The sequence below is a fragment of the Variovorax sp. FW301-JW7 genome, assembly GCF_058788795.1.
Genome location: NZ_JBYTBC010000002.1, coordinates 411,573 through 436,780, shown reverse-complemented (window position 1 = coordinate 436,780; position 25,208 = coordinate 411,573). Strand labels below are relative to the sequence as shown.

At 67.2% G+C, this 25,208-nt stretch carries 23 protein-coding genes; 6 read left to right on the top strand and 17 right to left on the bottom strand.

What is annotated here, in order from left to right; translation table 11 throughout:
• Positions 1–49: 49 nt before the first annotated feature.
• Complete coding sequence (locus tag AC3WQM_RS07045) at positions 50–1,342, top strand: FAD-dependent oxidoreductase (protein ID WP_492677499.1); 1,293 nt, start codon at positions 50–52, stop codon at positions 1,340–1,342.
• A 22-nt stretch (positions 1,343–1,364) separates the two neighbouring features.
• On the opposite strand, the gene AC3WQM_RS07040 is transcribed toward AC3WQM_RS07045, so the two are convergent.
• The 5 genes from AC3WQM_RS07040 to AC3WQM_RS07020 form a co-directional block, all read right to left on the bottom strand.
• Positions 1,365–1,922 (bottom strand): C40 family peptidase, encoded by a 558-nt coding sequence (locus AC3WQM_RS07040; protein ID WP_492677497.1) that lies wholly within the window; start codon positions 1,920–1,922, stop codon positions 1,365–1,367.
• Positions 1,923–2,027: 105 nt separating this feature from the next.
• Positions 2,028–2,675: a DUF938 domain-containing protein gene (locus AC3WQM_RS07035; protein WP_492677495.1), complete on the bottom strand. Its 648-nt coding sequence runs from the start codon at positions 2,673–2,675 to the stop codon at positions 2,028–2,030.
• Positions 2,676–2,802: 127 nt separating this feature from the next.
• The gene (locus AC3WQM_RS07030; protein WP_492677493.1) at positions 2,803–4,830 is read right to left on the bottom strand and encodes a DUF262 domain-containing protein; all 2,028 of its coding nucleotides are present in this window, start codon (positions 4,828–4,830) and stop codon (positions 2,803–2,805) included.
• Between the two features lie 766 nt (positions 4,831–5,596).
• Positions 5,597–6,274: a response regulator transcription factor gene (locus AC3WQM_RS07025; protein WP_492677491.1), complete on the bottom strand. Its 678-nt coding sequence runs from the start codon at positions 6,272–6,274 to the stop codon at positions 5,597–5,599.
• A 5-nt stretch (positions 6,275–6,279) separates the two neighbouring features.
• A complete protein-coding gene (locus AC3WQM_RS07020; RefSeq protein WP_489059478.1) occupies positions 6,280–7,644 on the bottom strand; it encodes a cache domain-containing protein in 1,365 nt (454 codons plus the stop codon).
• A 214-nt stretch (positions 7,645–7,858) separates the two neighbouring features.
• Here AC3WQM_RS07020 and AC3WQM_RS07015 point away from each other — a divergent pair, with 214 nt between their 5' ends.
• The 3 genes from AC3WQM_RS07015 to AC3WQM_RS07005 all read left to right on the top strand — a co-directional run bounded on the left by AC3WQM_RS07015 (position 7,859) and on the right by AC3WQM_RS07005 (position 9,627).
• Positions 7,859–8,284 (top strand): hypothetical protein, encoded by a 426-nt coding sequence (locus AC3WQM_RS07015; RefSeq protein ID WP_492677489.1) that lies wholly within the window; start codon positions 7,859–7,861, stop codon positions 8,282–8,284.
• Between the two features lie 174 nt (positions 8,285–8,458).
• A complete protein-coding gene (locus tag AC3WQM_RS07010) occupies positions 8,459–9,202 on the top strand; it encodes a LysM peptidoglycan-binding domain-containing protein (RefSeq protein ID WP_492677487.1) in 744 nt (247 codons plus the stop codon).
• A 116-nt stretch (positions 9,203–9,318) separates the two neighbouring features.
• On the top strand, positions 9,319–9,627 hold the full coding sequence (locus AC3WQM_RS07005) for a hypothetical protein (protein WP_492677485.1): 309 nt from the start codon (positions 9,319–9,321) through the stop codon (positions 9,625–9,627).
• Between the two features lie 16 nt (positions 9,628–9,643).
• Here AC3WQM_RS07005 and AC3WQM_RS07000 read toward each other — a convergent pair whose 3' ends face one another.
• The 4 genes from AC3WQM_RS07000 to AC3WQM_RS06985 form a co-directional block, all read right to left on the bottom strand.
• Complete coding sequence (locus tag AC3WQM_RS07000) at positions 9,644–10,582, bottom strand: VTT domain-containing protein (RefSeq protein WP_062472168.1); 939 nt, start codon at positions 10,580–10,582, stop codon at positions 9,644–9,646.
• 150 nt (positions 10,583–10,732) lie between these two features.
• The gene (locus tag AC3WQM_RS06995) at positions 10,733–11,743 is read right to left on the bottom strand and encodes an aldo/keto reductase (protein ID WP_369631804.1); all 1,011 of its coding nucleotides are present in this window, start codon (positions 11,741–11,743) and stop codon (positions 10,733–10,735) included.
• Positions 11,744–11,832: 89 nt separating this feature from the next.
• On the bottom strand, positions 11,833–13,377 hold the full coding sequence (locus AC3WQM_RS06990; protein WP_492677483.1) for an alkaline phosphatase D family protein: 1,545 nt from the start codon (positions 13,375–13,377) through the stop codon (positions 11,833–11,835).
• A gap of 115 nt (positions 13,378–13,492) precedes the next feature.
• Entirely contained in the window at positions 13,493–14,737 is a 1,245-nt protein-coding gene (locus AC3WQM_RS06985) for a YVTN family beta-propeller repeat protein (protein ID WP_492677481.1), read from the bottom strand.
• A gap of 154 nt (positions 14,738–14,891) precedes the next feature.
• Here AC3WQM_RS06985 and AC3WQM_RS06980 point away from each other — a divergent pair, with 154 nt between their 5' ends.
• A complete protein-coding gene (locus tag AC3WQM_RS06980; RefSeq protein WP_492677479.1) occupies positions 14,892–15,470 on the top strand; it encodes a sigma-70 family RNA polymerase sigma factor in 579 nt (192 codons plus the stop codon).
• A complete protein-coding gene (locus tag AC3WQM_RS06975) occupies positions 15,457–16,134 on the top strand; it encodes an anti-sigma factor family protein (protein ID WP_492677477.1) in 678 nt (225 codons plus the stop codon). The genes AC3WQM_RS06980 and AC3WQM_RS06975 overlap by 14 nt, the downstream gene beginning before the upstream one ends.
• Positions 16,135–16,216: 82 nt before the next feature.
• Here the strand turns inward: AC3WQM_RS06975 and AC3WQM_RS06970 are convergent, their stop codons facing one another.
• The 8 genes from AC3WQM_RS06970 to AC3WQM_RS06935 form a co-directional block, all read right to left on the bottom strand.
• Positions 16,217–16,834 (bottom strand): hypothetical protein, encoded by a 618-nt coding sequence (locus tag AC3WQM_RS06970; RefSeq protein ID WP_492677475.1) that lies wholly within the window; start codon positions 16,832–16,834, stop codon positions 16,217–16,219.
• Between the two features lie 73 nt (positions 16,835–16,907).
• Positions 16,908–18,164, bottom strand: a complete 1,257-nt coding sequence (locus AC3WQM_RS06965; protein WP_492677473.1) for an MFS transporter — start codon at positions 18,162–18,164, stop codon at positions 16,908–16,910.
• Between the two features lie 109 nt (positions 18,165–18,273).
• A complete protein-coding gene (gene urtE, locus AC3WQM_RS06960; protein WP_492677471.1) occupies positions 18,274–18,966 on the bottom strand; it encodes an urea ABC transporter ATP-binding subunit UrtE in 693 nt (230 codons plus the stop codon).
• 263 nt (positions 18,967–19,229) lie between these two features.
• Positions 19,230–20,108 (bottom strand): urea ABC transporter ATP-binding protein UrtD, encoded by an 879-nt coding sequence (gene urtD / locus AC3WQM_RS06955; RefSeq protein WP_095744117.1) that lies wholly within the window; start codon positions 20,106–20,108, stop codon positions 19,230–19,232.
• The gene (gene urtC / locus AC3WQM_RS06950) at positions 20,105–21,328 is read right to left on the bottom strand and encodes an urea ABC transporter permease subunit UrtC (RefSeq protein WP_492677469.1); all 1,224 of its coding nucleotides are present in this window, start codon (positions 21,326–21,328) and stop codon (positions 20,105–20,107) included. The genes urtD and urtC overlap by 4 nt, the downstream gene beginning before the upstream one ends.
• Positions 21,325–22,872 carry an urea ABC transporter permease subunit UrtB gene (gene urtB, locus AC3WQM_RS06945; protein WP_492677467.1) on the bottom strand — a complete coding sequence of 516 codons (1,548 nt, stop codon included), beginning with the start codon at positions 22,870–22,872 and terminating at the stop codon, positions 21,325–21,327. Before urtB ends, urtC begins: the two co-directional genes overlap by 4 nt.
• A gap of 193 nt (positions 22,873–23,065) precedes the next feature.
• Positions 23,066–24,334, bottom strand: coding sequence for an urea ABC transporter substrate-binding protein (gene urtA, locus AC3WQM_RS06940; protein ID WP_176659534.1), 1,269 nt, complete (start codon positions 24,332–24,334; stop codon positions 23,066–23,068).
• Positions 24,335–24,451: 117 nt separating this feature from the next.
• Complete coding sequence (locus AC3WQM_RS06935) at positions 24,452–25,135, bottom strand: hypothetical protein (RefSeq protein WP_492677465.1); 684 nt, start codon at positions 25,133–25,135, stop codon at positions 24,452–24,454.
• Between the last annotated feature and the right edge of the window lie 73 nt (positions 25,136–25,208).

Sequence of the window (25,208 nt, the reverse complement as noted above, 5' to 3'; positions counted from 1 at the left end):
GCACCCCACAGGCCACGCCACCCATGGCGCGACCGGATCGATCGGAGCCATGGACACCCACACCACCTCTGCGCCCGCGCCCACCCCGTCGCCCCGCTGCTGCATCGCCGGCGGCGGCCCGGCCGGCATGGTGCTGGGCCTGCTGCTTGCGCGCGCGGGCGTGCCCGTCGTCGTGCTCGAGAAACACCTCGACTTTTTGCGCGACTTCCGCGGCGACACCGTGCACCCCTCGACCCTCGAAGTGCTGCACGAACTCGGCCTGCTCGACGCCTTCCTGCAGCGCCCGCACAACCGCATCGAAGAGCTGCGCGGCACCTACGAAGGCCGCGGCGTGACCATTGCCGACTTCAGGCGGCTGCCCACGCACGCCCGCTTTCTGGTGCTCATGCCGCAGTGGGAGTTCCTGGATTTCATGTGCGACGAGGCGCGGCGCTACCCCGGCTTCGAGCTGTGGACCGACGCCGAGGCCATCGGCCTGCTGCAGGACAAGGGCCGCGTCAACGGCGTGAAAGTGCGTGTCGGCGCCCGCAGCCCCGACAGCGGCGGCCCGAAGGACATCGAGCTGCACGCCTCCCTCATCGTGGCCGCCGACGGCCGCCACTCCACCTTGCGCGACGCGGCAGCGCTGCCGCACATCAGCTACGGCGCGCCCATCGACGTGCTGTGGATGCGCCTTCCCAAGCGCCCCGGTGACCCCGAAGCCACCGGCGGCCACATCGCCGCGGGCCACCTCCTGGTGACACTCAACCGCGGCGACTACTGGCAATGCGCCTTCGTCATCCGCAAAGGCGGCAGCGCCGAACTGCAGTCGCGCGGCATTGCCGCCTTCCACGCCGAGATCGCGCGCATCGCGCCCTTCTTCGCCACCCGCCTGCCCGAGGCCCTGCCCGACTGGGAGGCCGTGAAGCTGCTCGAAGTGAGCGTCGACCGGCTCGAATCGTGGTCGTGCCCCGGCCTGCTGTGCATCGGCGACGCCGCGCACGCCATGTCGCCCGTGGGCGGCGTCGGCATCAACCTCGCCGTGCAGGACGCCGTGGCCGCCGCCAACCTGCTGGCCGCGTCGCTGGCCGGCAGCGCCACCGACAAGGAAATCGACAACCTCCTGCCCCAGCTGCAGCGCCGCCGCGAATGGCCCGTGCGCGTCACCCAGGCCGCGCAGCGGCTCGTGCAAGACCGCGTGCTGATGCCCGTGCTCAGCCGCAAGACGGCTGCATCGACCGCGCCCCGCCCCATGCCCTGGCCCCTGCGCCTGCTGGGGCGCTGGCCGTGGCTGCGCACCCTGCCCGCGCGCGCCGTGGGCATCGGCGTGCGGCCCGAGCACGTGCGGTCGCCGCGCGCGTAACGCGCGAATCGGATTCGCCGGATCAGCCGGGCCGGCGCGCCTGCGTCGGCTGGCGCGACCAGTACACGCCGTCGAGCCGGTCGAGCCGCACCTCGCCGCCCGTGGACGGCGCGTGCACGAAGCGCCCGTCGCCCACATAGATGCCCGCATGCGTGGGCGACGCCGAGCCGAACAGCACCAGGTCGCCCGAGCGAAGCTCCGACATCGGCACCGGCCGGCCGAAGCCCGCCATGCGCGACACCGTGCGCGGCGGCACCTGCCCCACGCTGTGGCGGTACACGTAGCCGATGAGCCCGCTGCAATCGAACCCGCCCTCGGGCGAGTTGCCGCCATAGCGGTACGGCGTGCCGACCAGCCCCAGCGCATGGATCGTGATGCTGTTCGACTGCTCCGACGTCAACGGTGGGATGTTGCTGCTGGGCACCGACCCGCCGGGCGCGCGCGCAGGCGGCGGGCTCGCGCAGCCGACGGCCAGGAGGCAGGCGGTGACGGCGGGGATCAGTCGGAACAGGAGCCGCTGCTGCTGCAGCGACAAGGATGCGGGGGAATGAGGAGGCGTCGGCAATGGTGTGTCGAGCATGGGCGCAGGCCGGTCTTGTGGACGTGGCCCGACTCTAGCGCGAGTGGGCCGGATCGCAATGCAGAGCCCCTTGGTGGGCGACAACGCCCTCGCCCGTCCTCATCATCAGCTGAAGCCGAAGACCAGCAGCAGGTTGTTCGCAGGCATCGCGTGCCGCTCGCGCAATGCGAGGCCAACGCGGCACGCCTCTGCCACCACGTCGTCCAGCCGACGAATGCCCCATGCTGGATTGCGTGCGCGCAGGTCTTCGTCGAACGCCAGATTGCTCGGTGCCGTGGGGCCGTGCTGCGCTTCGTCTTCGAAGTAGGGCCCGTAGGTGATCAGCACGCCGGTGCCGGCACGCAGATGCCGCGCGGCACCGGCCATGAGCGCGGCGCAGGTGGGCCAGGGCGCGATGTGCAGCATGTTGGCGCAGTAGATGGCGTCGAACTTTTCTTCTTCTTTGCCTTCTTGAGCGAACGCGGGGCCTTGCGAGGGCCACTGCGACGCCATCACGTCGAGCAGCAGCGGTGGGCGCAGATTGGGCTGCGCGGCTTGCTCGACGCGACTGGCGATCGCGGGGAGCGAGCGGGCGTCTGCGTCGGTGGGCTGCCAGGTCCATGAAGGCATGGCATCGGCGAACCAGGCGGCGTGTTGGCCGGTGCCGGAGGCGATTTCCAAGGCGGTGCCGCGCACATCGAGGATGCGGGTCAGGGCATCTAGGATGGGTTGTTTGTTGCGGTCTGCGGCGGGGCTGAAACGAAGATCTGGCATTTAGGGAGGCCGCCTAAGCGACTTAAGCAGGCGTCCGATCTACTCACTGGAAGCACGCAAAACGGACGCTTGTTGTGGACATGCGAAGTTGACATTCGCAGCGATTTCGGACTCGAACTCCGCTTCGTCAAATTGGTCCAGGCCAGATACGCAATGCAGCCTTCAGTAGCTCTTCGCCTCGTGCCTCAATCGCGGACTCATCCCACGCAGTGCGCTGCATCACTCCACGGTTCAACTGGAGATTTGAATGCTCGAACAGTGCCTTTCGCTTCGCCTCGAACCCATGGTTCTGAAGCGCGCGATTCACCCCGTAGTGAACCAGTGTTAGGTTGCCAATACGAGGCACCACATCCTCTCGCTTCAGGATCGACTGCGTTCTCGCGTCCACGCCTTCGGTCAGGTATCGCATCGGTGCGGCCGCCAACGCCTCGTCAATACCGACTTTTGTTCCATCTGCGAGCGACCAGTGCGCGTACCACGACTGGGGCAGGATGTGATCTATGTCCAGAGAGTCCAGAGCAAGTGGTATCGGCTCTTCGGTCTTCTCGGTGCGAATCTCCGTTTCCAGGCGATGGAACACAGTTCGCAATTTCGGGGCGTCAAGACGCCCTGGATACGTTCCTCCGTCAAGCCACTGCCGTCGAAACTCCTCGTCACTCGGCCAGCGCGACGCATCGCCAGCAAGCGCGGTCAGCGCCTTCCGAAAAGACGCCGCATTTAGATCCGATTCAATCAAACGTCGTAACTGCTGCGCAAATACCTTGTTGTAGTTCTTGCGGGATAGGCCGCAAACAGCGCGTCGAACCAGATATGACTCGATGCACCCGAAGATTTCCTCTTGCTCGACCTGCGACAACGACGATGCCGCTACGCGCAGGGCAAGCGCGTGCGTGGGCGACGCATCCCATACCGCCACGCCACGACCAAAGGCAGCGATTGGCGTACAGCCCGCACCGGTCACCAGTGCCTTGTAGTGCTCAGCGTATCGATTGAGCATCTCCAACTGCGCTCCGGCTTCGTGCAAACCAGCCGTGCCATCGACAAAACGGCGATATCCTGCGTACAAACGGCCAACATCAATCTCGTCCCCGGTCTGAGCTTGTACGGAAGTTTGAACAAACCACTCTAGACGAGGTCGATTCAATCGTCCCCTGGACTGAGCCTCCGACCACAGCGGAGCCTCAAACTGACTCCAAAGGTTGTTATACAGGTCGTCCGCGTTCGTACCCGCGCGCATGAAAATGAAATTGCGGATAAGGTCCGTCGCGTGCAGTTCCGCACCATGACCATTCAATGTCTCGAAGATCACCTGCGCATCGTCATCTTCACCCAGCGAAATGCAGACGATAGAAAGGTCTGTCAGCACCGCTGAAGCCAGAGCCATCGAGCGAGTGTCTACATCGCCCTCGGTGTTGTCATTCACCCATTCGACCATTTGATCGTGAAAGAAAACGATCGCCTCCAGTGCAGGTGGATGCATCACACCAATCTTGCGCAAGCTTCCGCTCTGAGTAAAACTGGCCGGGAAGCGGAGTCGAAGGTCTTCAAGCGAGCCCGCCGTCATAGCCTGCTCGTATTGCTTACGGTCCCGGAAGGTGGGCCACAACTTAAAGCGCTCGACAGCCACCTCCTCCATCGTTTCAGGGTTGGAATTACTCAGGCATGCATCGATAAGAGGAAGCAACTTTTCGTTCTTGACTGAGCGCAGCGCATGCACCAATGCCGTCATCACGTACTGCAGCGTTGTCAATCGCTGTTGCCCGTCAATGATGTGGTGGCGCTCGACACCGAGCAAACCCATCTTCTTCTGCGGCTCCAGAACCACCGCGCCCATGAAGTGCGGGAAGGTCTTTCCCCCCTGAAGACGCGTATCCGCTTTGTCGCGAATGTCTTCCCACAATCGCCCCCACTGGTCGTCACGGTTCCACACATAAGGCCGCTGATAGAAAGGTACGCGGTACTGCCGCCTATCTTGAAAGATTTGCTGAACGGTGAATGTTCTTGAGTCCATTTTTTGACGCCCTCCCAAGGCATCTATGCATTTGCCAGCTGACGATCCCACGCCAACCAAAAGATACAGAGCCGCGACTCGAAATAGTGCGGAGCCAAACTCGAAGGAGCATACCCCGAGCGAACTCTGCACAACCCAGTGCATTTTCTCGGTCTTAGATGAACCACTTTTCGATCGGTACCCCATTGATTCATAACCGGTAAAGATCAGGATTTTTCAACGACCACGCAGCCGCCATAGGCCGAGAGCTGTTCTTGGCAAACTGCCATCGCAGCGTCAAAAATTTCACCCTCCCCCACTCTCCTGAAACAACGCCGCCGCATCCCGCGCCAAATCCGAAGCGATCCAAAGCAGGTTGTCCCGATGCCCTGCCCCTGCATCTTCAAACCATCCGTCGCCGGCGCCGTGGCAGCACCACAACAGTGAGTTCAGTTGTTCCAGCTTGCATTCCAGCAGGTCTGCTGCGCTGGGGGTGGTCGTGTGGGTAGAAGTCGCCCCGGTAGCCCGGGCCATAATTCGATCAGCCATTGGTGTGCTCGCTTTCCAAAGTTATTGCACGTCATTTGGTTAGACGGTCATGGTGTTCGCGCACCGTGGCCGTCGCCTTTTGTGCCTCACGTTCGCATCGATCGATCTGCATCGATGGCCCGCCGTGAGGCGAAGCAGTTCATTCATTCACTCAATCAGTCAGTGGTCGGTGGTGTGGTGTGTGCTGCCCTCCTCGCCCCCATAGCGGGTCGTTTCATCGCAGGGGCATTCACTGTAGAGAAGTCCTGCCCGGCACAGAGAGAAATTTCGCCGAGGAATGCGCGGTTCGCGCAAGTAATCGCGCTGCGGCAGCGGCGATTCACAGAGCCCTGACAGTCAGGCCCTGAAAGCAGGGCGCGAGCCCCGCATCGACAGCAGCGCCTCAGCCCTGCCCGCCGAACTCCCGCGCGTGCTCCACCGCGTACTTGATGAGCTCCGCCTGCCCTTCGATGCCCAGGCGCCGCTTGATGCTCTGGCGGTGCGCCTCCACGGTGCGCACGCTCAGGCCGAGGTCGCGCGCGATCTGCTTGCTCGATTCGCCGCGGCCGAGCGCGCTCAAGATTTCGCCCTCGCGCGGCGTGAGCAGCGGGCGCGGGGTCTGGTTGCGAAAGAGTTTCTTCGACACGGCCGGGCTCAGGAAGGTGCCGCCCGCCGACACGGCCTCGATGGCAGCCACGATCTCCGCCGCCGGCGCATCTTTCAGCACGTAGCCGCGCGCGCCGACCTGCAGGGCCTTCTGCACGTACTCGGGGTTGTCGTACATGCTGAGCATCACGATGTGCGGCGCGGGCTTCTGGTGCTGCGGCTGTTGTTGCAGCAGCAGCGCCGCCAGCTCGATGCCGTTCATGTCCTTCATGCCCACGTCCATGAGCACGAGGTGCGGCTGCGCGGGGCCGATGAGTGCCAGCGCCTCGGCCCCGCTGCCGGCCTCGCCCACGATTTCCAGGCCGGGCATGGCACCCAGGCGCGCACGCAGGCCGTCGCGCACCAGCGGGTGGTCGTCGACCAGGAACAGGCGCACGACAACGGGAGCAGCGGCAGCGGCGGGGTCTTCTTTCATGGCCGCTATTCTGGCTTTGCGCGCCGCACGGGCACTTCGGCCACGATGGAGGTGTGGCCCCGGCCCGAGCGCATGCGCAGCCGGCCTTCGATGGACTCCATGCGCTCGCGCATGTTGCGCAGGCCGATGCCGCGCTGCGGGTCGAGCTGCATGGCCTCGACGTTGAAGCCGACGCCGTCGTCGCTGATCTCCAGGCGCACGGCCTCTTCGTCGAAGCTCAGTGCAATGTGCACCTGTTGCGCACGGGCGTGTTTATGCACATTGGTCAACGCTTCCTGCGTGACGCGAAACAGCGCGGTCTTGGCTTCTTGCGACAGCTCGAAGGGTTCGCCCTCGACCATGATGGATGCGTCCACGCCGCCTTCTTCACCGAACTCGGCGCCCAGGCGCTCCAGCGCGGCGGGCAGGCCCAGGGTGTCGAGCAGCGCGGGGCGCAGCCGGTGCGAGATGCGGCGCACCTCGGTGAGCGAATCGTTCAGCCGCTGCAGCGCCTTGCCGAGCGCGGGCGGCGGCGACTGGTGCGCGCGGTCGAGCTGCTCCACGGCCGATTCGATCAGCAGCTTGGCCGACACCAGCGTCTGGCTGGTGCCGTCGTGCAGTTCGCGCGCGAGGTGGCCGCGCTCTTCTTCCTGCGACTGCACCACGCGGCGCGCGAGCAGGCGCAGCTTGGCTTCGGCCGTGCGGTGCTCGCTGAGGTTGAGCAGCAGCCCGGCCGCGCTGACCACACCCAGGCACAGCGCGGCGATGCCGGCGATCCACAGCAGCGTGGCGGTGACGTTGGCGTTCATCTGCCGGTCGAGGGTGTCCATAGTCGACTGGATGTCGTCCAGGTACAGGCCGGTGCCGACCATCCAGTTCCAGCGCGGCAGCGCGGTGACGTAGCCGAGCTTGGGCGCCATCTGCGCGCTGGAGGGCTTGCGCCATTCGTACTCGACGTAGGCGCCGCCCTTGTCGCGCGCTCCCTTGATCAGCTCCTGGATGGTGAAGCGGCCATGCGAATCGCGCAGGTTCCACAGGTTCTGGCCCACCAGCTCGGGCTGGCGCGAATGCATGAGCGAGTTGCCGTCCATGTCGTAGACGAAGAAGTAGCCGTCGTCGCCGTAGTTGAGCGTGGCCAGGCGGCGCAGGGCCTCGTTGCGCGTGGCCTCGTCGTCCAGGCCCGACTCGTACAGCGGCAGCAGGTTGCTCACGGCCAGGTCGACGTAGCTGCGCAGCTCGCTGCGGCGCTGGGCCATGTAGCTGCGCTCGATGAGCGCCCGCTCGCGCTGGGCCAGGTCGTGCTCCTGGTGGCGCACGGCCAGGGCCACGAGCACCAGCGCGACCAGCAGGGGCGCAACGGCCAGCGCGACGATCTTGGTGCGGAGGTTCATCGGGGAGGGAGACTACCACCGGGGCGGCGCGGGCTTCCGGCTGGCCGACCGTGGAGGAATCCCATTCGGGTAACGATCGATACGAGTGTGTCTTGACGGGGCGGATTACAAAGCCGGACCTGCAATACACAAGGGAGAAGCAGATGGACGCGCCAGACCACGCACAGAAGATGGACCATGCACTGTCTGCAGTGCGCAAGACACAGGAGGCGGTATGCAGATGAGCCGGGCATTCGCGCTCATCGCTCTTGCCTTGGCCGGTCCATGCACCGCCCTTGCAGACGCACCGTTCACAGGCAAGTTCAGCGGAACAGGCCGCGCATGCTCGGGCGGCCTGTATGTGCGAACCAAGACCATCGAATGGAACTCGAGCTTCAGCATCTGCAAGCCCGCGCGCTATGAGGTTCTCGACAACGAGCTGGACAAGGAAGAAGGCGAGCGGATCGCCTTTCGCCTCCAGTCTCCCAGCCGCCAATGCCTGTACCCCGTGATCGAGGTGCAACGGCTGAGCACCTATTCCTGGGATGTGCGGGGCTATCAGTCGATGGAGTCGTACCGCAACCGTGCTCTGCCCGACTGGGCCAATTCGCCGCTGGAAGAGCGGCTGATCCTGTCGTGTCCCATGACGCGCCTGGAGTGAGTGCGGAGGTTCGTCGGGGAGGGATGACTACTACCGGAGGTGCACAGCGAACCGCCCTCGCAGGTTCGCGGAGAAATTCCGTAGAAGCAGAGACCGGGTGACGTTGGGTGACAGTGTGCGGTGCCGAACCGGCCTACAACACGGGGACATCAACAAACGGAAGAGGGAGCACGTATGCGCAAGACGCAAAAGACGACGGCAGCCGAGACAGACAATGAAGGCTGGAAGCGCGGCATCGACAACGCCGACGACAAGTGGGACAGCCACGACTGCGAGATCCGCTCGGCCGTCCATGAATACGACATGCACCTCTCTCGAACCAAGGGCTACGTCCCGTTGGACTGGCGCTTGGTGAAGGCCATGCTGTGGGTCGAGACGGGCGCCAAACGGCCGCAATGGAAGACCCGCCCGATGCAGATCGGCAACACAGGCGATCTGGGCCTCCAGGCGCTGCTGGGAGGCAAGGACGGCGGCGACCTGATCCTTCCGCCCTCTTACCGCAGAAGCCTCTCCGTCGACGGCGTGCGCCGCGCGCCTGCCGACAACATCCGGGCTGGCATCGGCTACCTGCTGCTGCGCATGGCCAATTTCTCTTTTCAGAGCGTGCCCGATGCAGACACCCGCACCCATCAGGTCGTCGTGAAAGCTGGTGACACCCTGAACAGCATCGCCAGAGCGAAAGGCAGCACGCCAGAGGTGATGAATCGGCTCAATCCGTCCGCACACATGCTGCGGCCCGGCGAGGTGCTGCACTACCAGAAGGCCTCGGTTCAGAGGGTCATCACAGGCTGGAAGCCCATCACGGTATCGGGAGCGGCAACTTACTACAACGTGGATGGCGATGCGACGTATGCAGACAAGCTCGGCTATGCCTTGGCGGCCGTTCGCAGAGGCTCCGAGGCGGCCGCATGCAAGTAGGCCGAAGCATCGGGCGGCGCCTCCTGGCACTCGCCTGCTCAGTGGTTGTGGCTGGTCCCGCGCACGCCCACACATTCACCGGCAAGTTCAGCGGCACAGGCCGGGCATGCAACGGTGTGCTCCACGTGCGCAGCCAGACCATCGAATGGCGATCGAGTTTCAGCCGCTGCGCACGCAGCAGCTACGAGGTGCTGGACATGAGCCGCCCCGGCGAACCCCGACGGATGGCCTTTCGCTTCAAGGCACGCGACGCCAAGTGCCTGTACGAAGTGGTCGCGCTCGAACAGGTGGACGGCACCGACTGGACGGCGGACGGTTATCCCTCGCTGGAGGCCTACCGAAAGAAGGACGTCCCCGGCTGGCAGGACTCCCCCCTGCCCGCCCGGCTCGTTCTGCAGTGCCCGATGACACAACAGCTGCGATGAGTAGCTGCGAAGCGGGTCAGTGCAGGCTCGTCGGCCGCCCCGAAGCCACCCACGCATCGAGCCCCCCCGTCAGCGGCAGCGCCCGCCGCGCCCCGCGCGCCAGCAGCACGCGCGCGGCCTGCGCGGCCGAGACTTCGTTGGGGCAGTTGCAGTACAGCACCACGTCGCGGTCGGGGTCGATGGTGAGGTCGAGGTTGCGCTGCTGCAGGGCCTTGAGGGTGTACGACAGCGCGCCCGGAATGCGGCGCGGGTCGACCTGCACGCCGGCTTCGCCGCGCACGTCGATCACCAGCGGCGGCACGTCGCCGCTCATGAGGTCGAACAGTTCGTCGACGCTGATGCGCGGCATGCCGGTGAGCCGCGCGAAGGCACGGCGGCGCCAGTAGCGCACAGCGAGCATCACGAGCAGCACCACGCCCAGCGCGGCGGTGGCGATGCCGCCGGCCTGGGCCAGCACGGCAAGCACCTGCTGGATCTGGTCGCGAAAGAGCCAGCCCAGGCCGAGGAAGAGGCCCGTCCAGACCAGCGCGGCCACGATGTCGAAGCCGACAAAGCGCCGCACCGACATGCCCAGCGCGCCGGCCATGGGCGGCGCCACCACGGAGACGCCGGGCACGAACTTGGCGGCCACGAGCGACATGCCGCCCCAGTCGGAAATGAGCGATTCGCCGCGCCGCACGCAGGAGTCCTGCGACAGCGAGATGCGGCACAGCAGCCGCATGAATCGGTAGCCGAAGCGGCGCCCGGCATAGAACCACGCGCCGTCGCCCAGCAGGTTGGCGACCACGGCGGCCAGCACCACGCCGACCACCGACACGTCGCCCGCCGCCAGCAGCGCGCCGGTGACGACCAGCACGGCCGCGGCCGGCACAGGCAGGCCCAGGCGCGCGGCGAAGCTGGCGGCAAACACCACCAGGATCGCGTTCTGCACCAGCAGCGACATCAGCTGCGCCATGCTGCAGGCCGCCGTTCGGTCGTTGCCGGGGGCCGCAGGGCGGCGCGCCGGGAGGGGGTGTGGGATGTGCTCATGCCGGGCGCGATTCTCCCGCATGGCCCAAGCACGTACTGCGCGCAGGCCATCCGGGGCGCCCGCACGCCCGTTCGCTCAGCGGGGCGCGTCGCCCTTGCGGTACTCGGCGGTGAGCGCGTCGAGCTTCTGCTTGAGCGCCGGGTCGAGCACGTAGCTGGCGGCGGCCACGGTGGCGTCGAGCTGCTCGGGGCGGCTGGCGCCCAGCAGCGGCGCGGTGATGAGCGGGTTGGCCATGACCCAGGCCACGGCCAGCGTGGCCAGCGGCACGCCGGCTTCGTCGGCCAGCGCGTGCAGCTGGGTCACGGTGTCGAAGCTGCGGTCGTTCCAGTAGCGGTCCTGGTACATGCCGCCGGCGGTGCCGAGGGTGAAGCGGGTGTTCTCCTCGGGCTTGGCACCAGGCTTGTACTTGCCGGTGAGCAGGCCGCCGGCCAGCGGGTTGTAGGGAATCACGCCCAGGCCCTCTTCCGCCGCGAGCGGCAGCAGCTCGCGCTCGATCTCGCGGAACAGCAGGCTGTAGCGCGGCTGCACCGACACGAAGCGCGTGAACCGGTGCAGCTCGGCCTTGCCCAGCGCGCGGGCCAGGCGGTAGGCCAGGAAGTTCGACACGCCGATGTAGCGCGCGCGGCCCGACCTGACGATGACGTCGAGCGCCTCGAGGCTTTCTTCGAGTGGCGTCTCGCGGTCGTCCATGTGCAGCTGGTACAGGTCGACGTGGTCGGTCTTCAGGCGCTTGAGCGAGAGGTCGATGGCGTCGAGCAGGTGCTTGCGCGAGGCGCCCTGGTCCCAGGGGTTGGGGCCGACCTTGTTGACGGCCTTGGTGGCGACCACGAAGCGGCGGCGGCCCGCGGGGCCCTGCTTGTCGAGCCAGTTGCCGATGATCTCTTCGGTGCGGCCGGTGGTCTCGATGGTGCCGCCCAGCGGGTACACGTCGGCGGTGTCGAGGAAGTTGATGCCGGCGTCGGCGGCCTTGTCCAGGATCTGGTGCGACACGGCCTCGTCGGTCTGCAGGCCGAAGGTCATGGTGCCCAGGGCCAGGCGGGACACGGTGAGGCCGGTACGGCCCAGGCGGGTGGTGGGGATGCTCATGCAGGCTCGCTCCGAGAAAGTGAGAGAGGGAGGGAAAGAGGCGGCGGCCATCATAGGCACGGCCGCGCATTCCTGCAGGCGCTGGAGATTCAGGTGGATTCGAGGTGCACGCCGGGCGCGCCGCGTTCGACAGAAAAGCGGGCCATGGTCGCGACGGGCGAATCGGCGTTCTTCTCGTCGTCCACCGCGCGGAACTCGACGGCGCAGCCGCGCGCGTCGAGCGTCATGAGGCCGTAGCCGCGCTTGTCGGCGCGGCCGTAGCGCAGGTGTTCGTTCTTCGCACGCATGTGGGCCACGCTGGCGGCGCTGGGCCCTTCGGAGGTGATGGCGCCGCCGACGAACTCGGTCGCGACGACGGGGCCCTGCGGCGCGCGGCGCAGGTCGGCGGCCCAGAAGGCGTGCACGTCGCCGCCGAGCACCAGCGCATCGCCGCCGCGCGACGGGTGGGCAGTCAGCGCGTCGAGCAGGCGCGTGCGCGCGGCGGCGTAGCCGTCCCAGCCGTCCATCCAGTAGCCGTGGCCGTGGCCGGGGCCGCGCTGGCGGTCGGCTTCGGCGAGCAAGGTCGGTTGGGCGATGACAGTCCAGCGCGCCGGCGGCGTGGCGAGTTCGTTGGCGAGCCAGGCTTCCTGCTGCATGCCGAGCAGGCTGCGCTCCGGGGCCAGCCGGTCGGCGCAGTCGACCAGCGGCTTGGTGCTGCGGCCCGGAAGGCAGGCGTGGTGCGAGCGGTACTGGCGCCCGTCGAGCAGCATCACGTCGAGCATGCGGCCGAAGCGGTGACGGCCGTAGATGGTCGCGCTCGCGCCGCGCGGGCGCATGGAGGCGGGCACGGGCATGTGCTCGTACCAGGCCTGGTAGGCGGCGGCGCGGATCGCCAGGAACTGCGCCGGGTCGGGCGTGCGCGGCGAGACGTCGTCGGTGTAGTCGTTGGCAACCTCGTGGTCGTCCCAGGTCACGAGCCACGGAAAGGCGGCGTGCGCGGCCTGCAGGTGCGGATCGGTCTTGTAGAGCGCGTAGCGGTTGCGAAACCCGGCCAGGTCGGTGGGAATGCCGCCCTCGTGGCGGCGCACGTTGTGCGAGCCGCGCGTGCTTTCGTAGATGTAGTCGCCCAGGTGCACGACGAAGTCGAGCGGCTGCGCGGCCATGTCGCGGTAGGCGGCGTAGTAGCCCTCCTCGTACTGCTGGCACGAGGCGAAGGCGAAGCGCAGCGGTTGCACGGCGGCGTCATCGTCGGCCGGCACGGTGCGCGTGCGGCCGACGGGGCTGCGCGTGCCGGCGGCGGTGAAGCGGTACCAGTGGGGACGGCCCGGGCGCAGGCCCCGCACCTCGACATGCACCGAGTGCGCGAGGTCGGCCGTGGCGTGGGCCGTGCCCTTCGCCACCACGCGCCTGAAGTCTTCGTCGTCGGCGACTTCCCAGCGCACCTCGACCGGCGCATCGCCCATGCCGCCGCCTTGCAGCGGCTCGGGCGCCAGCCGCGTCCAGAGCACGACGCCGTCGGCACTCGGCGTGCCCGAGGCCACGCCCAGCGTGAACAGCGCCCGGGACGCGGGCTGCGCATTCAGCCTCAGGAAGGGATGGCCCAGCGACGCGGCCGCGAGACCGCCGAGCAGCAGGTGCCGGCGGGGGAGTTTCATTGCCGCATTCTTCATTCGCACGCGGTGGGGTTCACATCGACATCGATCATCCCCGGCAATGTCGTCCGGTTCGCGCTCCCCTGTCAATCGGCCTGGCTGCGACCGGCACTCGGCACTACCGCGCCGCCACCGTGACCCGGGCCGTCATGTACGGATGCACCGAGCAGACGTAGTCGTACACGCCCGGCTTGTCGAAGGCGCGGGAGAAATTCTTGCCGGGCAGCAGCAGGTCGACGCCCGTCGAACCGTCCTTGAAGACCAGGCCGTGCGGCGCGCCGTCATCGTTCTGCCAGGTCACGCGCTCGCCGGCCTTGACGCTGATCTGCGCCGGCTCGAAGGCGAAGTTGCGGATGGCCACGTGCGTCGAGGCCCCCGCGTGCGCGCCTTGCGAAGCGGCCACATGCTGCACGGCGATCTTGCGCGGCGCATTGCCGACCGCCACGGTGTGCATGGCGCCGCCGCCCAGGTCGACCACGCTCACGTCGTTGGAGCCCTCGTTGCTGACCCACAGCTTCTTGCCGTCGGCCGACAGGTCGAGCCAGTGCGGCTGCTTGCCCACGGCGATGCTGCGCACCGCCGCGTGTGTGGCCGGATCGAACAGCAAGACCTCGCCCGGGCCCTGCACCACCACCGCGCCGTTCGCCATGCCCGCGAAGTGCTGCGCGATGTGCGGCGACACGCCGGTGGGAATCGGTGCGCCCCACTGGTTGGTGGCCGCGTCGAGCACCTGCACCGCGGGCACGCCGGCCAGCGTGAGGTACAGCGCCTTGCCGTCGTGGCCGAACTCCAGGTCGCGCGGCGGCTTGTCGAGCGGGATCTGCGTGACCACGGCGCGCGTCGCCATGTCGATGACCACCAGCGCGAAGTGCCCCGGCTCCTGCGAGGCAACGTACGCCTGCCGGCCGTCGGGCCGGATGGCGATGGTGTGCGGCTTGGGCACCGGCACGGTGGCACTCACGCCGTGCGCCGAGGTGTCGACGAAGGCCACGCGGTCGTCGCCGTTGACGGCCACCAGCAGCCACTTGCCGTCGGCGGTCATGGCCAGGCCCTGCGGGCCCTTGCCGACGTCGATGGCGCGCGTCACGCGGTCGCTCGCGGCGTCGATCTCGCTCACGGCGGCGGCGCCGGAGCCGCTCACGTACACGGTGCGGCCGTTCGGCGTGAGGACGATGCCGTCGGGCCCCGCCGCCACCGGCAGCGTGGCCACGACGCGCTCCGAAGCCGTATCGATCACGCTGACCGTGCTGTCCTTGAAATTGCCGACATAGGCCTTGGGGCCCGCGGCGAGCGCGGGGCCCGCCGAAGCCGCCAGGGCCGAAAGAACGACGAGGATGCGTGCGAAGCCGGGTATGGCGATCATGGTGAAAACCTCCTGGGGAAGAAGCGAAACAAGCAGAATCCCTGAGGGGCATGACGCATGGCATGCCCTGCTTATTCCAGTCGGGCCGCAAAAAAATCCGGAAAGCGCTGGAATAAAGCGCCGGGCTGCCACGTCATGCAGGAAGAAGGAGCCCTTGAGCCTGTCGACCGACCGCACACGCCAGTTCGAAGCCGCCGCGTTGCCGCATCTGGATGCGGCATGGAACCTGGCGCGCTGGCTCTTGCGCGACGACCAGCTGGCCGACGACGCGGTGCAGGAGGCGTACCTGCGCGCGTTCCGCTTCTTCGACGGGCTGCGCGGCGAGAGCGCGCGGCCGTGGCTGCTGGGCATCGTGCGCAACGCCTGCTACGACTGGATGCGGCAGAACCGTCAGCTGGCCGACCAGGTCGAGTTCGACGAACTGCGCGACAGCGAGGCCGCCGCGGCGCCCTCTTCCTCGCCTAACGCGGGCGATCCGGCGCGGCAATGGGAACAGCGCGCGCAGGGCGAGCGCATCAACGCCGCCATCGACGCGCTGCCGCCGGTGTACCGCGAGGTGATCGTGCTGCGCGAGCTGGAAGAGATGCGCTACGAGGACATCGCGCGCATCGCGGGCGTGCCGCTGGGCACCGTCATGTCGCGGCTGTCGCGCGCGCGGGCGATGCTGCGCGAGAGCCTGCGCGACGAACGTCCCGGCGACGCGGGAGGAAGGACACACCATGTCAATGTCTGACGAGGAACTGGGCACGCTGGTCCGGCGCCATGCCACGCGGCACGCCCCGCCCGAGGGGCTGGCCGGGCGCGTCGCGCGCGCGGTGCGTGCCGAAGCGGTCGTTGCGCCGGCACCGCCCCCGGTACGGCGGCGCCGCGGCATGTGGCAGGGATTGGCATGGTTCGCCACCGGCGCGGCCACGGCCTGGGGCCTGGCGCTGGTGCTGCTCGCCACGCCGGTGCCGCCTGCGGATGCGCTCGCCGAAGGCGTCACCGCCAACCACGTGCGCTCGCTGATGGCCTCGCACCTGGCCGACGTGACCTCGTCCGACCAGCACACGGTGAAGCCGTGGTTCGCCGGCAAGCTCGACTTCTCACCGCCGGTGGTCGACCTGGCGGCGGAGGGTTTTCCGCTGACGGGCGGACGGCTCGACTACCTCGACCGCCGCACCGTGGCGGCGCTGGTCTACCGCTCGGGCCCGCACGTCATCAACCTGTTCGTGTGGCCGGCGCCGGATGCCCAGACCCAGCCGACCGTGCGCTCCGCGCGGCAGGGCTACCAGCTGGTGCATTGGGCCCAAGGCGGCATGCAGGTTTGGGCGGTGTCGGACCTCAATGCAGCCGAGCTGCAGAACTTTGCGGCGCTGCTGCGCGAACGCACCGCGCCGGCGGCTTCACCGAAGTAGCGGGCTCGGTTCAGTACGCGACGGCCACCGGCGGCGGCGAGGCCGGTGTGCAGCAGGCGTAGCCGGGTGAAAAACGGAGTGCTCATCGGGCGTTCTTCTTGGCGCGTCGCTCGGCGATCTCGAGGTCGATCGATGCCTGCAGGCGCGCTTGCCGTTCGAGCTCCCTCTGCCGAGTGTCGAAGCTGCTCGGGTACTCGCGGTCGATCAACGCCTGCAGACGCGCTAGCCGCTCGGGGTCTTCCCGCGGGGCGTCGACGCCCGTCGTGCGCAGGTCTTTGCTCGACTGCGAAGAAGCACCAGAAGCACCGCCGGAGGGGCCCACCCAGATCGCCACTGCGATTCCGAGAAGAAGCAGCGCGATCATGAATTCCCCGACGACGTGGTTCAGGTCGTCCTTGAGGATCGGCTTGAGCGTGCCGTCCAACCGATCTTGCGGAGGCAGCAGGACCGCGACCTTCTTGCCCACGGGGCGTGCATCGAACTTGCCGCCACTTCTTGCCTGCAGGACACCGCGTCGCCCATCGGGCCGGACGTAGTCGACCCAGACCTGTTTATCGTTGGTGCCGGTGATGACACCATCGACCTTGTCGTAAGAAAAAAGAATGGCCACGGCATCAGACGCCGACAACAGCGCGACACACAGCATGGCCACGCCCATCGCCGCCAGGCACGCCGCCACAAACACTCGCAGGATCTGCATGAACTCCAGTCGTCAGGAACGTGCCTGATTCTGGCGTCTTTCTCCTGCGGCACCGCTGCCGCAGAACGGCGTCTCAGCCCGCCGACCCTTCGCAAACCACCGCCACCGGCCGCCGCGCATCCGCACGCGCGCTCGCGACCGCCCAGGCAAAGATGCCCACGCCCGCCAGCGCCAGCAGCGCGCCGACCCAACCGGTCGAGGTCCAGCCCAGGCCGGCCGCAATGGCGACGCCGCCGAGCCAGGCGCCGAGGGCGTTGGCCATGTTGAAGGCCGAGTGGTTGAGCGCGGCGGCGAGCGTTTGTGCGTCGCCGGCCACGTCCATCAGGCGGATCTGCAGGGCCGGGCCGATGGCGACGGTGGTGCCGATCAGGAACACGGCGAAGGCCGCCGTCACGACGTGGTGCGCCGCGAAGGTGAAGCTGGCGAGCACCAGCGCCGCGTAGACGAGCACGCCGCCGATGGTGCGCATGAGCGACTTGTCGGCCAGCCGCGAGCCCACGAGGTTGCCGGTGACCATGCCCAGGCCGAACAGCGCGAGCACGAAGGGCACGCCGCCCAGCGGCAGGCCGGCCACCTCGATCAGCGTGGGCTTGATGTAGCTGAACACGGCGAACATGCCGCCGAAGCCGATGGCGCCGATGCCCAGCGTGAACCACACCTGCTTGCGCTTGAGCGCGCCGAGTTCGCGCCAGGGGCTGGCGCCGGCGGCGGGTGCGATATCGGGCACGTTGCGGCGCAACAGCACCACGGCGACGAGCGCGATGACGCCCACGAACACGAAGGCCGCGCGCCAGCCGAACAGCTGGCCCAGCCACGCCGCGATGGGCACGCCGACCAACGTGGCGCCGGTGAGCCCCAGCATCACGAGGCCGACGGCGCGCGCACGCCGCCCCGGTGGCGCGAGCGTGGCGGCCACGAGCGCGGCCACGCCGAAGTAGGTGCCGTGCGGCAGGCCGGTGGCAAAGCGCAGCAGGTTGAGCGACAGGTAGCCGGGCGCCATCGCGCTGGCGAAGTTGCCGGCCGCGAACACGGCCATCAGCGCGATCAGCAGCGCGCGGCGGCCCCAGCCGGCGGCCAGCACCGCGAGCACGGGCGCGCCGATGACCACGCCCAGCGCGTAGGCGCTGATGACGTGGCCGGCCTGCGGGATGGTGACGGCGATGTCCTTCGCGACCTCGGGCAGCAGGCCCATGATGACGAACTCGCCGGTGCCGATGGCAAAGCCGCCGACGCCCAATGCGAGCACCGCGCGCAGGAACTGGGCGGACGAGACGGACGGTGCAATGGCGGTGGTTTCCGCGCCTTCGCGGGCGGACGGTGAGGCGTTCAAGGCCGGGCTCCTGGGGGGTGCCCGGCGGACGCGGGCAAGGCCCGATTCTAGGGTAAACCCTTAAATTGTGAAGATGCTCTCGTGCGCCGCGTCGGTACCATCTTGCAATTCAGATGGCAACCAACTGCCGCACGCCCTGCGCTTCCATGTCCTTGCCCGGGCCGCGCGCAATGACTTCGCCGCGCTCCATCACGAGGTAGTCGTCGGCCAGCTCCTGCGCGAAGTCGTAGTACTGCTCGCACAGCACGATCGCCATGTCGCCGCGGTCGGCGAGCATGCGGATGACGCGGCCGATGTCCTTGATGATGCTGGGCTGGATGCCTTCGGTGGGCTCGTCGAGGATCAGCAGCTTGGGCTTGGGCGCGAGGGCGCGGGCGATGGCCAGTTGCTGCTGCTGCCCGCCGGAGAGGTCGCCGCCTCTTCGGTTGATCATCTGCTTGAGCACCGGGAACAGCTCGAACAGCTCCGCAGGAATCGGCGTGCCGCCGCTCTTGTAGGCCAGGCCCATGCGCAGGTTCTCCTCGACCGTGAGCCGCGCGAAGATCTCGCGGCCCTGCGGCACGAAGCCGATGCCGGCCCTGGCCCTGTCGTACGGCGTGGCCTTGTGGATCGGCTTGCCTTCGAGCTCGATGCTGCCGCTCTTGATGGGCACGAGCCCCATCAGCGACTTCAGCAGCGTGGTCTTGCCTACGCCGTTGCGGCCGAGCAGGACCGTGACCTTGCCGAGCGTGGCCTCGAAGCTCACGTCTCTGAGGATGTGGGAGCCGCCGTAGTACTGGTGGATGTTCTTGACTGTCAGCATGGTGGGACGCCTTCCTTGGTCTTTATCGGGGGCACCCGGTGTGCGGCACGGCGCGGTCGGCCCCACTGTGCCGGCACTTCGGGCTGCCCTGCGGTGCTCGCGTTTCGCGGGGTCTCGCAGAACTCGCCGCGCTCAAACAGCTGCGAGCCCTGATCCGCGAAACGCTGCGCTCCTCGGCGGCACAGAGGGGCCGCCCACGCCGCACCGCACACCGGACGCTGGTCGTGGCGTTGATGCCGGCGGCTCTGGCCGCGGCGACAAGTTCACCGGCCAAGGTAGACCTCGATCACGCGTTCGTCGGCCTGCACTTCGTCGAGCGTGCCCTGCGCGAGCACCGAGCCATCGCACAGCACGGTCACGATCTCGGAGATGGTGCGGATGAAGCTCATGTCGTGCTCCACCACCATCAGCGAATGCTTGCCCTTGAGCGTGAGGAACAGCTCGGCCGTGCGGGCGGTTTCCTCGTCGGTCATGCCGGCCACGGGCTCGTCGAGCAGGAGCAGCTTCGGGTCCTGCATCAGCAGCATGCCGATTTCGAGCCACTGCTTCTGACCGTGGCTCAGGTTGCCAGCCAGGCGCGACACGCTGTCGGCCAGGTGAATCGTCTCCAGCACCTCGGCCAGGCGGTCGCTCTGCGCCGAGTCGAGCCTGAACAGCATCGACGCGCGCACGCCCTTGTCGGTCTTGAGCGCGAGTTCGAGGTTCTCGAACACGGTGAGGTGCTCGAACACCGTCGGCTTCTGGAACTTGCGGCCGATGCCCAGCTGCGCGATGTCGGCCTCTCGGTGGCGCAGCAGGTCGATGGTGCTGCCGAAGAACACGGTGCCCGAGTCGGGGCGCGTCTTGCCGGTGATGATGTCCATCATCGTGGTCTTGCCCGCACCGTTGGGGCCGATGATGCAGCGCAGCTCGCCCGGCGCGATGTCGAGCGAGAGCTTGTTGATGGCCTTGAAGCCGTCGAAGCTCACACTCACGTCTTCGAGGTACAGGATGCGGCCGTGGGTGATGTCGACCTCGCCTGGCGTCGCGATGCGGCTGAAACCTGCGGTGCGGCCGCCCGATTCGGTCTGGCCCGTGGCCGCGTGCAGGCCGGCTGCGCGTGCGGCGCGCTCGGCGCCGGCTTCCATCAGGTCGGGCGTCATGCGCGAGCTCCCTTCACATCGGCGACCAGGGGCGCCTGCACCGTCGCTTCGGGCTCGGCATGCGCGGCCGCGGGCTCGCGCCGCGCTTCCTTCGCGGCCGGCGCCGCGGCCTTCTGCGTCTTCTCGCGCGACAGCCACTGGCGCACCAACCCCACGATGCCGTTCGGCAGGAACAGCGTGACAGCAATGAACAAGGCGCCCAGGAAGTACAGCCAATACTCGGGGTAGGCCACGGTGAGCCAGCTCTTGGCGCCGTTGACGATGAAGGCGCCGAGGATCGGACCGATCAGCGTGGCGCGCCCACCGACTGCGGCCCACACCGCGATCTCGATGGAGTTGGCCGCGCTCATCTCGCCCGGGTTGATGATGCCGACCTGCGGCACGTACAGCGCGCCGGCCACGCCGCACATCACGGCCGAGATGACCCAGATCGTGAGCTTGTAGGGCAACGGGTTGTAGCCCGAGAACATCACGCGCGTTTCGGCATCGCGAATGGCCTGCAGCACGCGGCCGAACTTGCTGCCGATGAGCCACTTGGCGAACAGGAAGAAGCCCAGCAGCGTGAGGCCGGTGAGCGCGAAGAGCGTCATTCGCATCTCCTGCGTGGCGATCGGGATGTTCAGGATGCGCTTGAAGTCGGTGAAGCCGTTGTTGCCGCCGAAGCCCGTCTCGTTGCGGAAGAACAGCAGCATGGCCGCGAAGGTCATGGCCTGCGTGATGATCGAGAAGTACACGCCCTTGATGCGCGAGCGGAAGGCGAAGAAGCCGAACACGAAGGCGATGAGGCCGGGCACCGCGACGATGAGCAGCAGCGTCATACCGAAGCTGCCGCTGAAGGTCCAGTGCCAGGGCAGTTCCTTCCAGTCGAGGAACACCATGAAGTCGGGCAGGTCGCTCTTGTAGTTGCCGTCGCGGCCGATCTGGCGCATGAGGTACATGCCCATCATGTAGCCGCCCAGCGCGAAAAACAGGCCGTGGCCCAGCGACAGGATGCCGGTGTAGCCCCAGATCAGGTCCATCGCCAGCGCGCAGATCGCGTAGCACATGATCTTGCCGACCAGCGCCACGGCGTAGTCGCTCATGTGCAGCGGGCTGTCGGCCGGCACCCACATGTTGAGCACGGGCGCCACGGCGCACACCACGATGAGCGCGACGAAGAAGGCCGTCCAGCCCTTGCCGCTCAGCAGCGGCCCCTTGGTTGGCAATGCGACCTTGCTCATGCTTCTGCGCTCCGGCCCTTCATGGCGAAGATGCCCTGAGGTCTCTTTTGAATGAAGATGATGATGAAGACAAGCACCGCGATCTTCGCGAGCACCGCGCCCGCCCAACCCTCGATGAACTTGTTGAGAATGCCCAGCCCCAGCGCCGCATACACGGTGCCCGCGAGCTGGCCGACGCCGCCCATCACGACCACCATGAAGCTGTCGACGATGTAGCTCTGGCCCAGGTCGGGGCCGACGTTGCCGATCTGGCTCAGCGCACAGCCCGCCAGGCCCGCGATGCCGGAGCCGAGCGCGAAGGCGTAGGTGTCGATGCGCGCGGTGTTCACGCCCATGCACGAGGCGATCGGGCGGTTCTGCGTGACGCCGCGCACGAACAGGCCCAGGCGCGTGCGGCCGATGAGCCAGCCCATCGCGAGCAGCACGAGCGCCGCGAAGACGATGATGCAGATGCGGTTCCAGGGCAGCGTGACGTTGCTCAGCATCGTGAAGCCGCCGCTCATCCAGCCGGGGTTTTCCACGCCGACGTTCTGCGCGCCGAAGAGCGATCGCACCAGCTGCTGCAGCATCAGGCTGATGCCCCAGGTGGCGAGCAGCGTCTCGAGCGGCCGGCCGTAGAGGAAGCGGATGACGCCGCGCTCCAGCACCGCGCCCACGAGCGCCGAGGCGAGGAAGGACACGGGAATCGCGGCCACCAGGTACCAGCCGAACGCCGCCTCGGGCATGTACTTCTGGAAGATGCCCTGCATCACGTAGGTGGCGTAGGCGCCGATCATCATCAGCTCGCCGTGCGCCATGTTGATGACGCCCATGAGGCCGTAGGTGATGGCCAGGCCGAGCGCGGCGAGCAGCAGCACCGAGCCCAGGCTGATACCGCTGAACACGGCGTTGATGCGGTCGCCCCAGACCAGCGCGCCGTCGATGTTCGCGATCGATGCGGTGATGGCCGCCTTCACGTCGGCCTCGGTCTCGTCGGCCAGGCGCTGGTTGAGCAGCAGCTTGGTGTCGGGGCTGCGGTTGTTGCCCAACTCCTTGGCCGCCGCCAGGCGCTTGGCCTTGTCAGCGCTGGTGAGCATGCTGGCGGCGCGCACGAGTTCGAGCTGCGCCTTGATCTTCGGGTTGGCCTCGGCGGCCAGCGCCTTCTCGACCATCGGAATGCGCGACTCGTCGGGCTCCTTGAAGAGCGCCTGTGCGGCTTCGGCGCGCACCGCGTCGTCGGTGCTCGTGAGCTTGAGTGCGGCCTGCGCGGCGTCGAGTGCGCCGCGCATGAGGTTGTTGTTGACGACGTCTTCGGCGGTGTCGGGCACCTTGAGCTCGGCGCCGGTGACGGGGTCGAAACCCTTGTCGTCCTTCATCACGAAGACCTTGTCTTCGGTGTACTTCACGGCGTCGTCGGACATCGCCTGGATGAACGCGGCGGTCTTGTCGTCGGCGGTGAGGACGGCCTTGTTGAGCGCGGCGATGCGGGCTTCGGACTCGCCGGAGGCGATGGCCCGGGCTTCGTCGGCGGTCAGCGCGTGGGCGGCCGACGCTGCGAGGAGCATGGCGGCGAAGGCGCAGTGAAGGGTTCGTCGAAGCATCATGAGATTCGTGTTGCCCCCTCTCCCTTGGGGGAGAGGGTTGGGGTGAGGGCTTGCGGCCTTCAAACAAACACGGCGACCGGATCGACCGCCGCTGCCCTCACCCCCGCCCTCTCCCCAGGGGGAGAGGGAGCAAGGCAAGGGACTTGTCGAAGACTTACATCGACTTGCCGGCCGGGTAGTCGGGCTTCTTGTCGTTGCCTTCGATGTACGGGCTCCACGGCTTGGCCTTGACCGGACCCGGCGTCTTCCACACCACGCTGAACTGGCCGTCGGCCTTGATCTCGCCGATGAACACGCTCTTGTGCAGGTGATGGTTCTTCTCGTCCATCTTCGAGACGATGCCCGACGGCGCCGTGAAGGTCTGGCCGGCCATCGCGGCGATCACCTTGTCGGTGTCGGTCGACTTGGCCTTCTCTACCGCCTGCTTCCACATGTGGATGCCGATCCAGGTGGCTTCCATCGGGTCGTTGGTGAGCGGCTTGTCCTTATGGCCGGCGATGTTCTTGGCCTTGGCGTAGTCGCTCCACTGCTTGATGAAGGCCGTGTTGGTCGGGTTCTTGATCGACATGAAGTAGTTCCATGCCGCAAGGTGGCCCACGAGCGGCTTGGTGTCCACGCCGCGCAGTTCTTCCTCACCCACCGAGAAGGCGACGACCGGCACGTCCTTGGCCTTCAGGCCCGCGTTGCCCAGTTCCTTGTAGAAGGGCACGTTGGAATCGCCGTTGATGGTCGACACCACAGCGGTCTTGCCGCCGGCCGAGAACTTCTTGATGTCAGCGACGATGGTCTGGTAGTCGCTGTGGCCGAAGGGGGTGTACTTCTCGTCGATGTCAGTGTCCTTCACGCCCTTGCTCTTGAGGTAGGCGCGCAGGATCTTGTTGGTCGTGCGGGGGTACACGTAGTCGGTGCCCAGCAGCACCCAGCGCTTGGCGCCGCCGCCTTCCTTGCTCATGAGGTAGTCGACCGCCGGAATGGCTTGCTGGTTGGGCGCGGCGCCCGTGTAGAACACGTTCTTGGAGAGCTCTTCGCCCTCGTACTGCACGGGGTAGAACAGGAGGCCGTTCATTTCTTCAACGACGGGCAGCACCGACTTGCGCGACACCGAGGTCCAGCAGCCGAAGATCACCGAGACCTTGTCCTGGCCGAGCAGCTGCTTGGTTTTTTCGGCGAACAGGGGCCAGTTGGAGGCCGGGTCGACCACCACCGGTTCGAGCTGCTTGCCCAGCACGCCGCCCTTCTTGTTGATGTCGTCGATGGCCATCAGCACCGTGTCTTTCAACACGGTTTCCGAGATGGCCATCGTGCCCGACAGCGAGTGCAGCACGCCGACCTTGATGGTGTCGGCGGCAAATGCGGGTGCAGCAGAAATGCTGGCCAGCGCGACGGCGGCGGTGAGCGCCTTGAGTGTGAAACGACGTTGCATGTGGACTCCTGCTCCGGTTGGGTTGAACCTTGTCGACAGCGCGGGGCTGGCGATGGAGAGGAGTCTGCGGAACGCACCACAAAGGGGAAATACGCCGGGTGGCGTACACGGAGGTACTCAGGCGGGGGGACGGGCCGGGGCTGCCGGCGCCCCGCCCTGCGGCTGGCCGGCGCGCGTGCACATCTCGTCGAGGAAGCCTCTCTCCAGCCTGTCGCCATTGGCCTTTGCATCCCGCGCCCAGGTACAGGCGGGGGCAAAGTCGTTCCTCAGGTAGTACACGAATGCCATGTTGGCGCGGGCGTTGCGCGCCGTCGCCGAGACCTGAAGGGCCTTGTTCAACTGGACCTGGCTCTCGTCCAGGCGTTTCTCCTGCCAGAGGAAATGGCCGTAGTCGACGAACGCCTCGGCATCGACCACCGGCTTCGACGTGGACAACCGAAAGAAGCGCTCCAGGTCGGGCGACGCGTCGCCGCGAACGGCCATCACCAAAGCGAAGCCGTGGTACGCATTGCCGTTCTCAGGGTCCAGCAGCCACGCCTGGTTGAAGCGCGCCATGGCCGTCGTGAGGTCTCTCTTGCCCCAGGCCGTCCAGCCCCGTTGGATGGCCTGCCGGGCGCCCTCGGCGCGCGAGAGGCCCTGCTTCTCCATCGACGCGATGAAGTCGGCATCGGCGTTCTTCATTGCTTCTGTTTTCGCGCGATCGCCGTACATCGGCAACTGGTTGATCGGCAGCGGGTCGGCGGATGCGACAGCTGCGGTGAGCAGCAACGAGGCTGCGATGGCGATCCAAAGACGTTTCATTCGAGTCTCCCTGTGTGTTCTTGGTGAATGGACAGGGCAGGCTAGTGAGCGCCTTGCGGCACGGGCCGCCAAA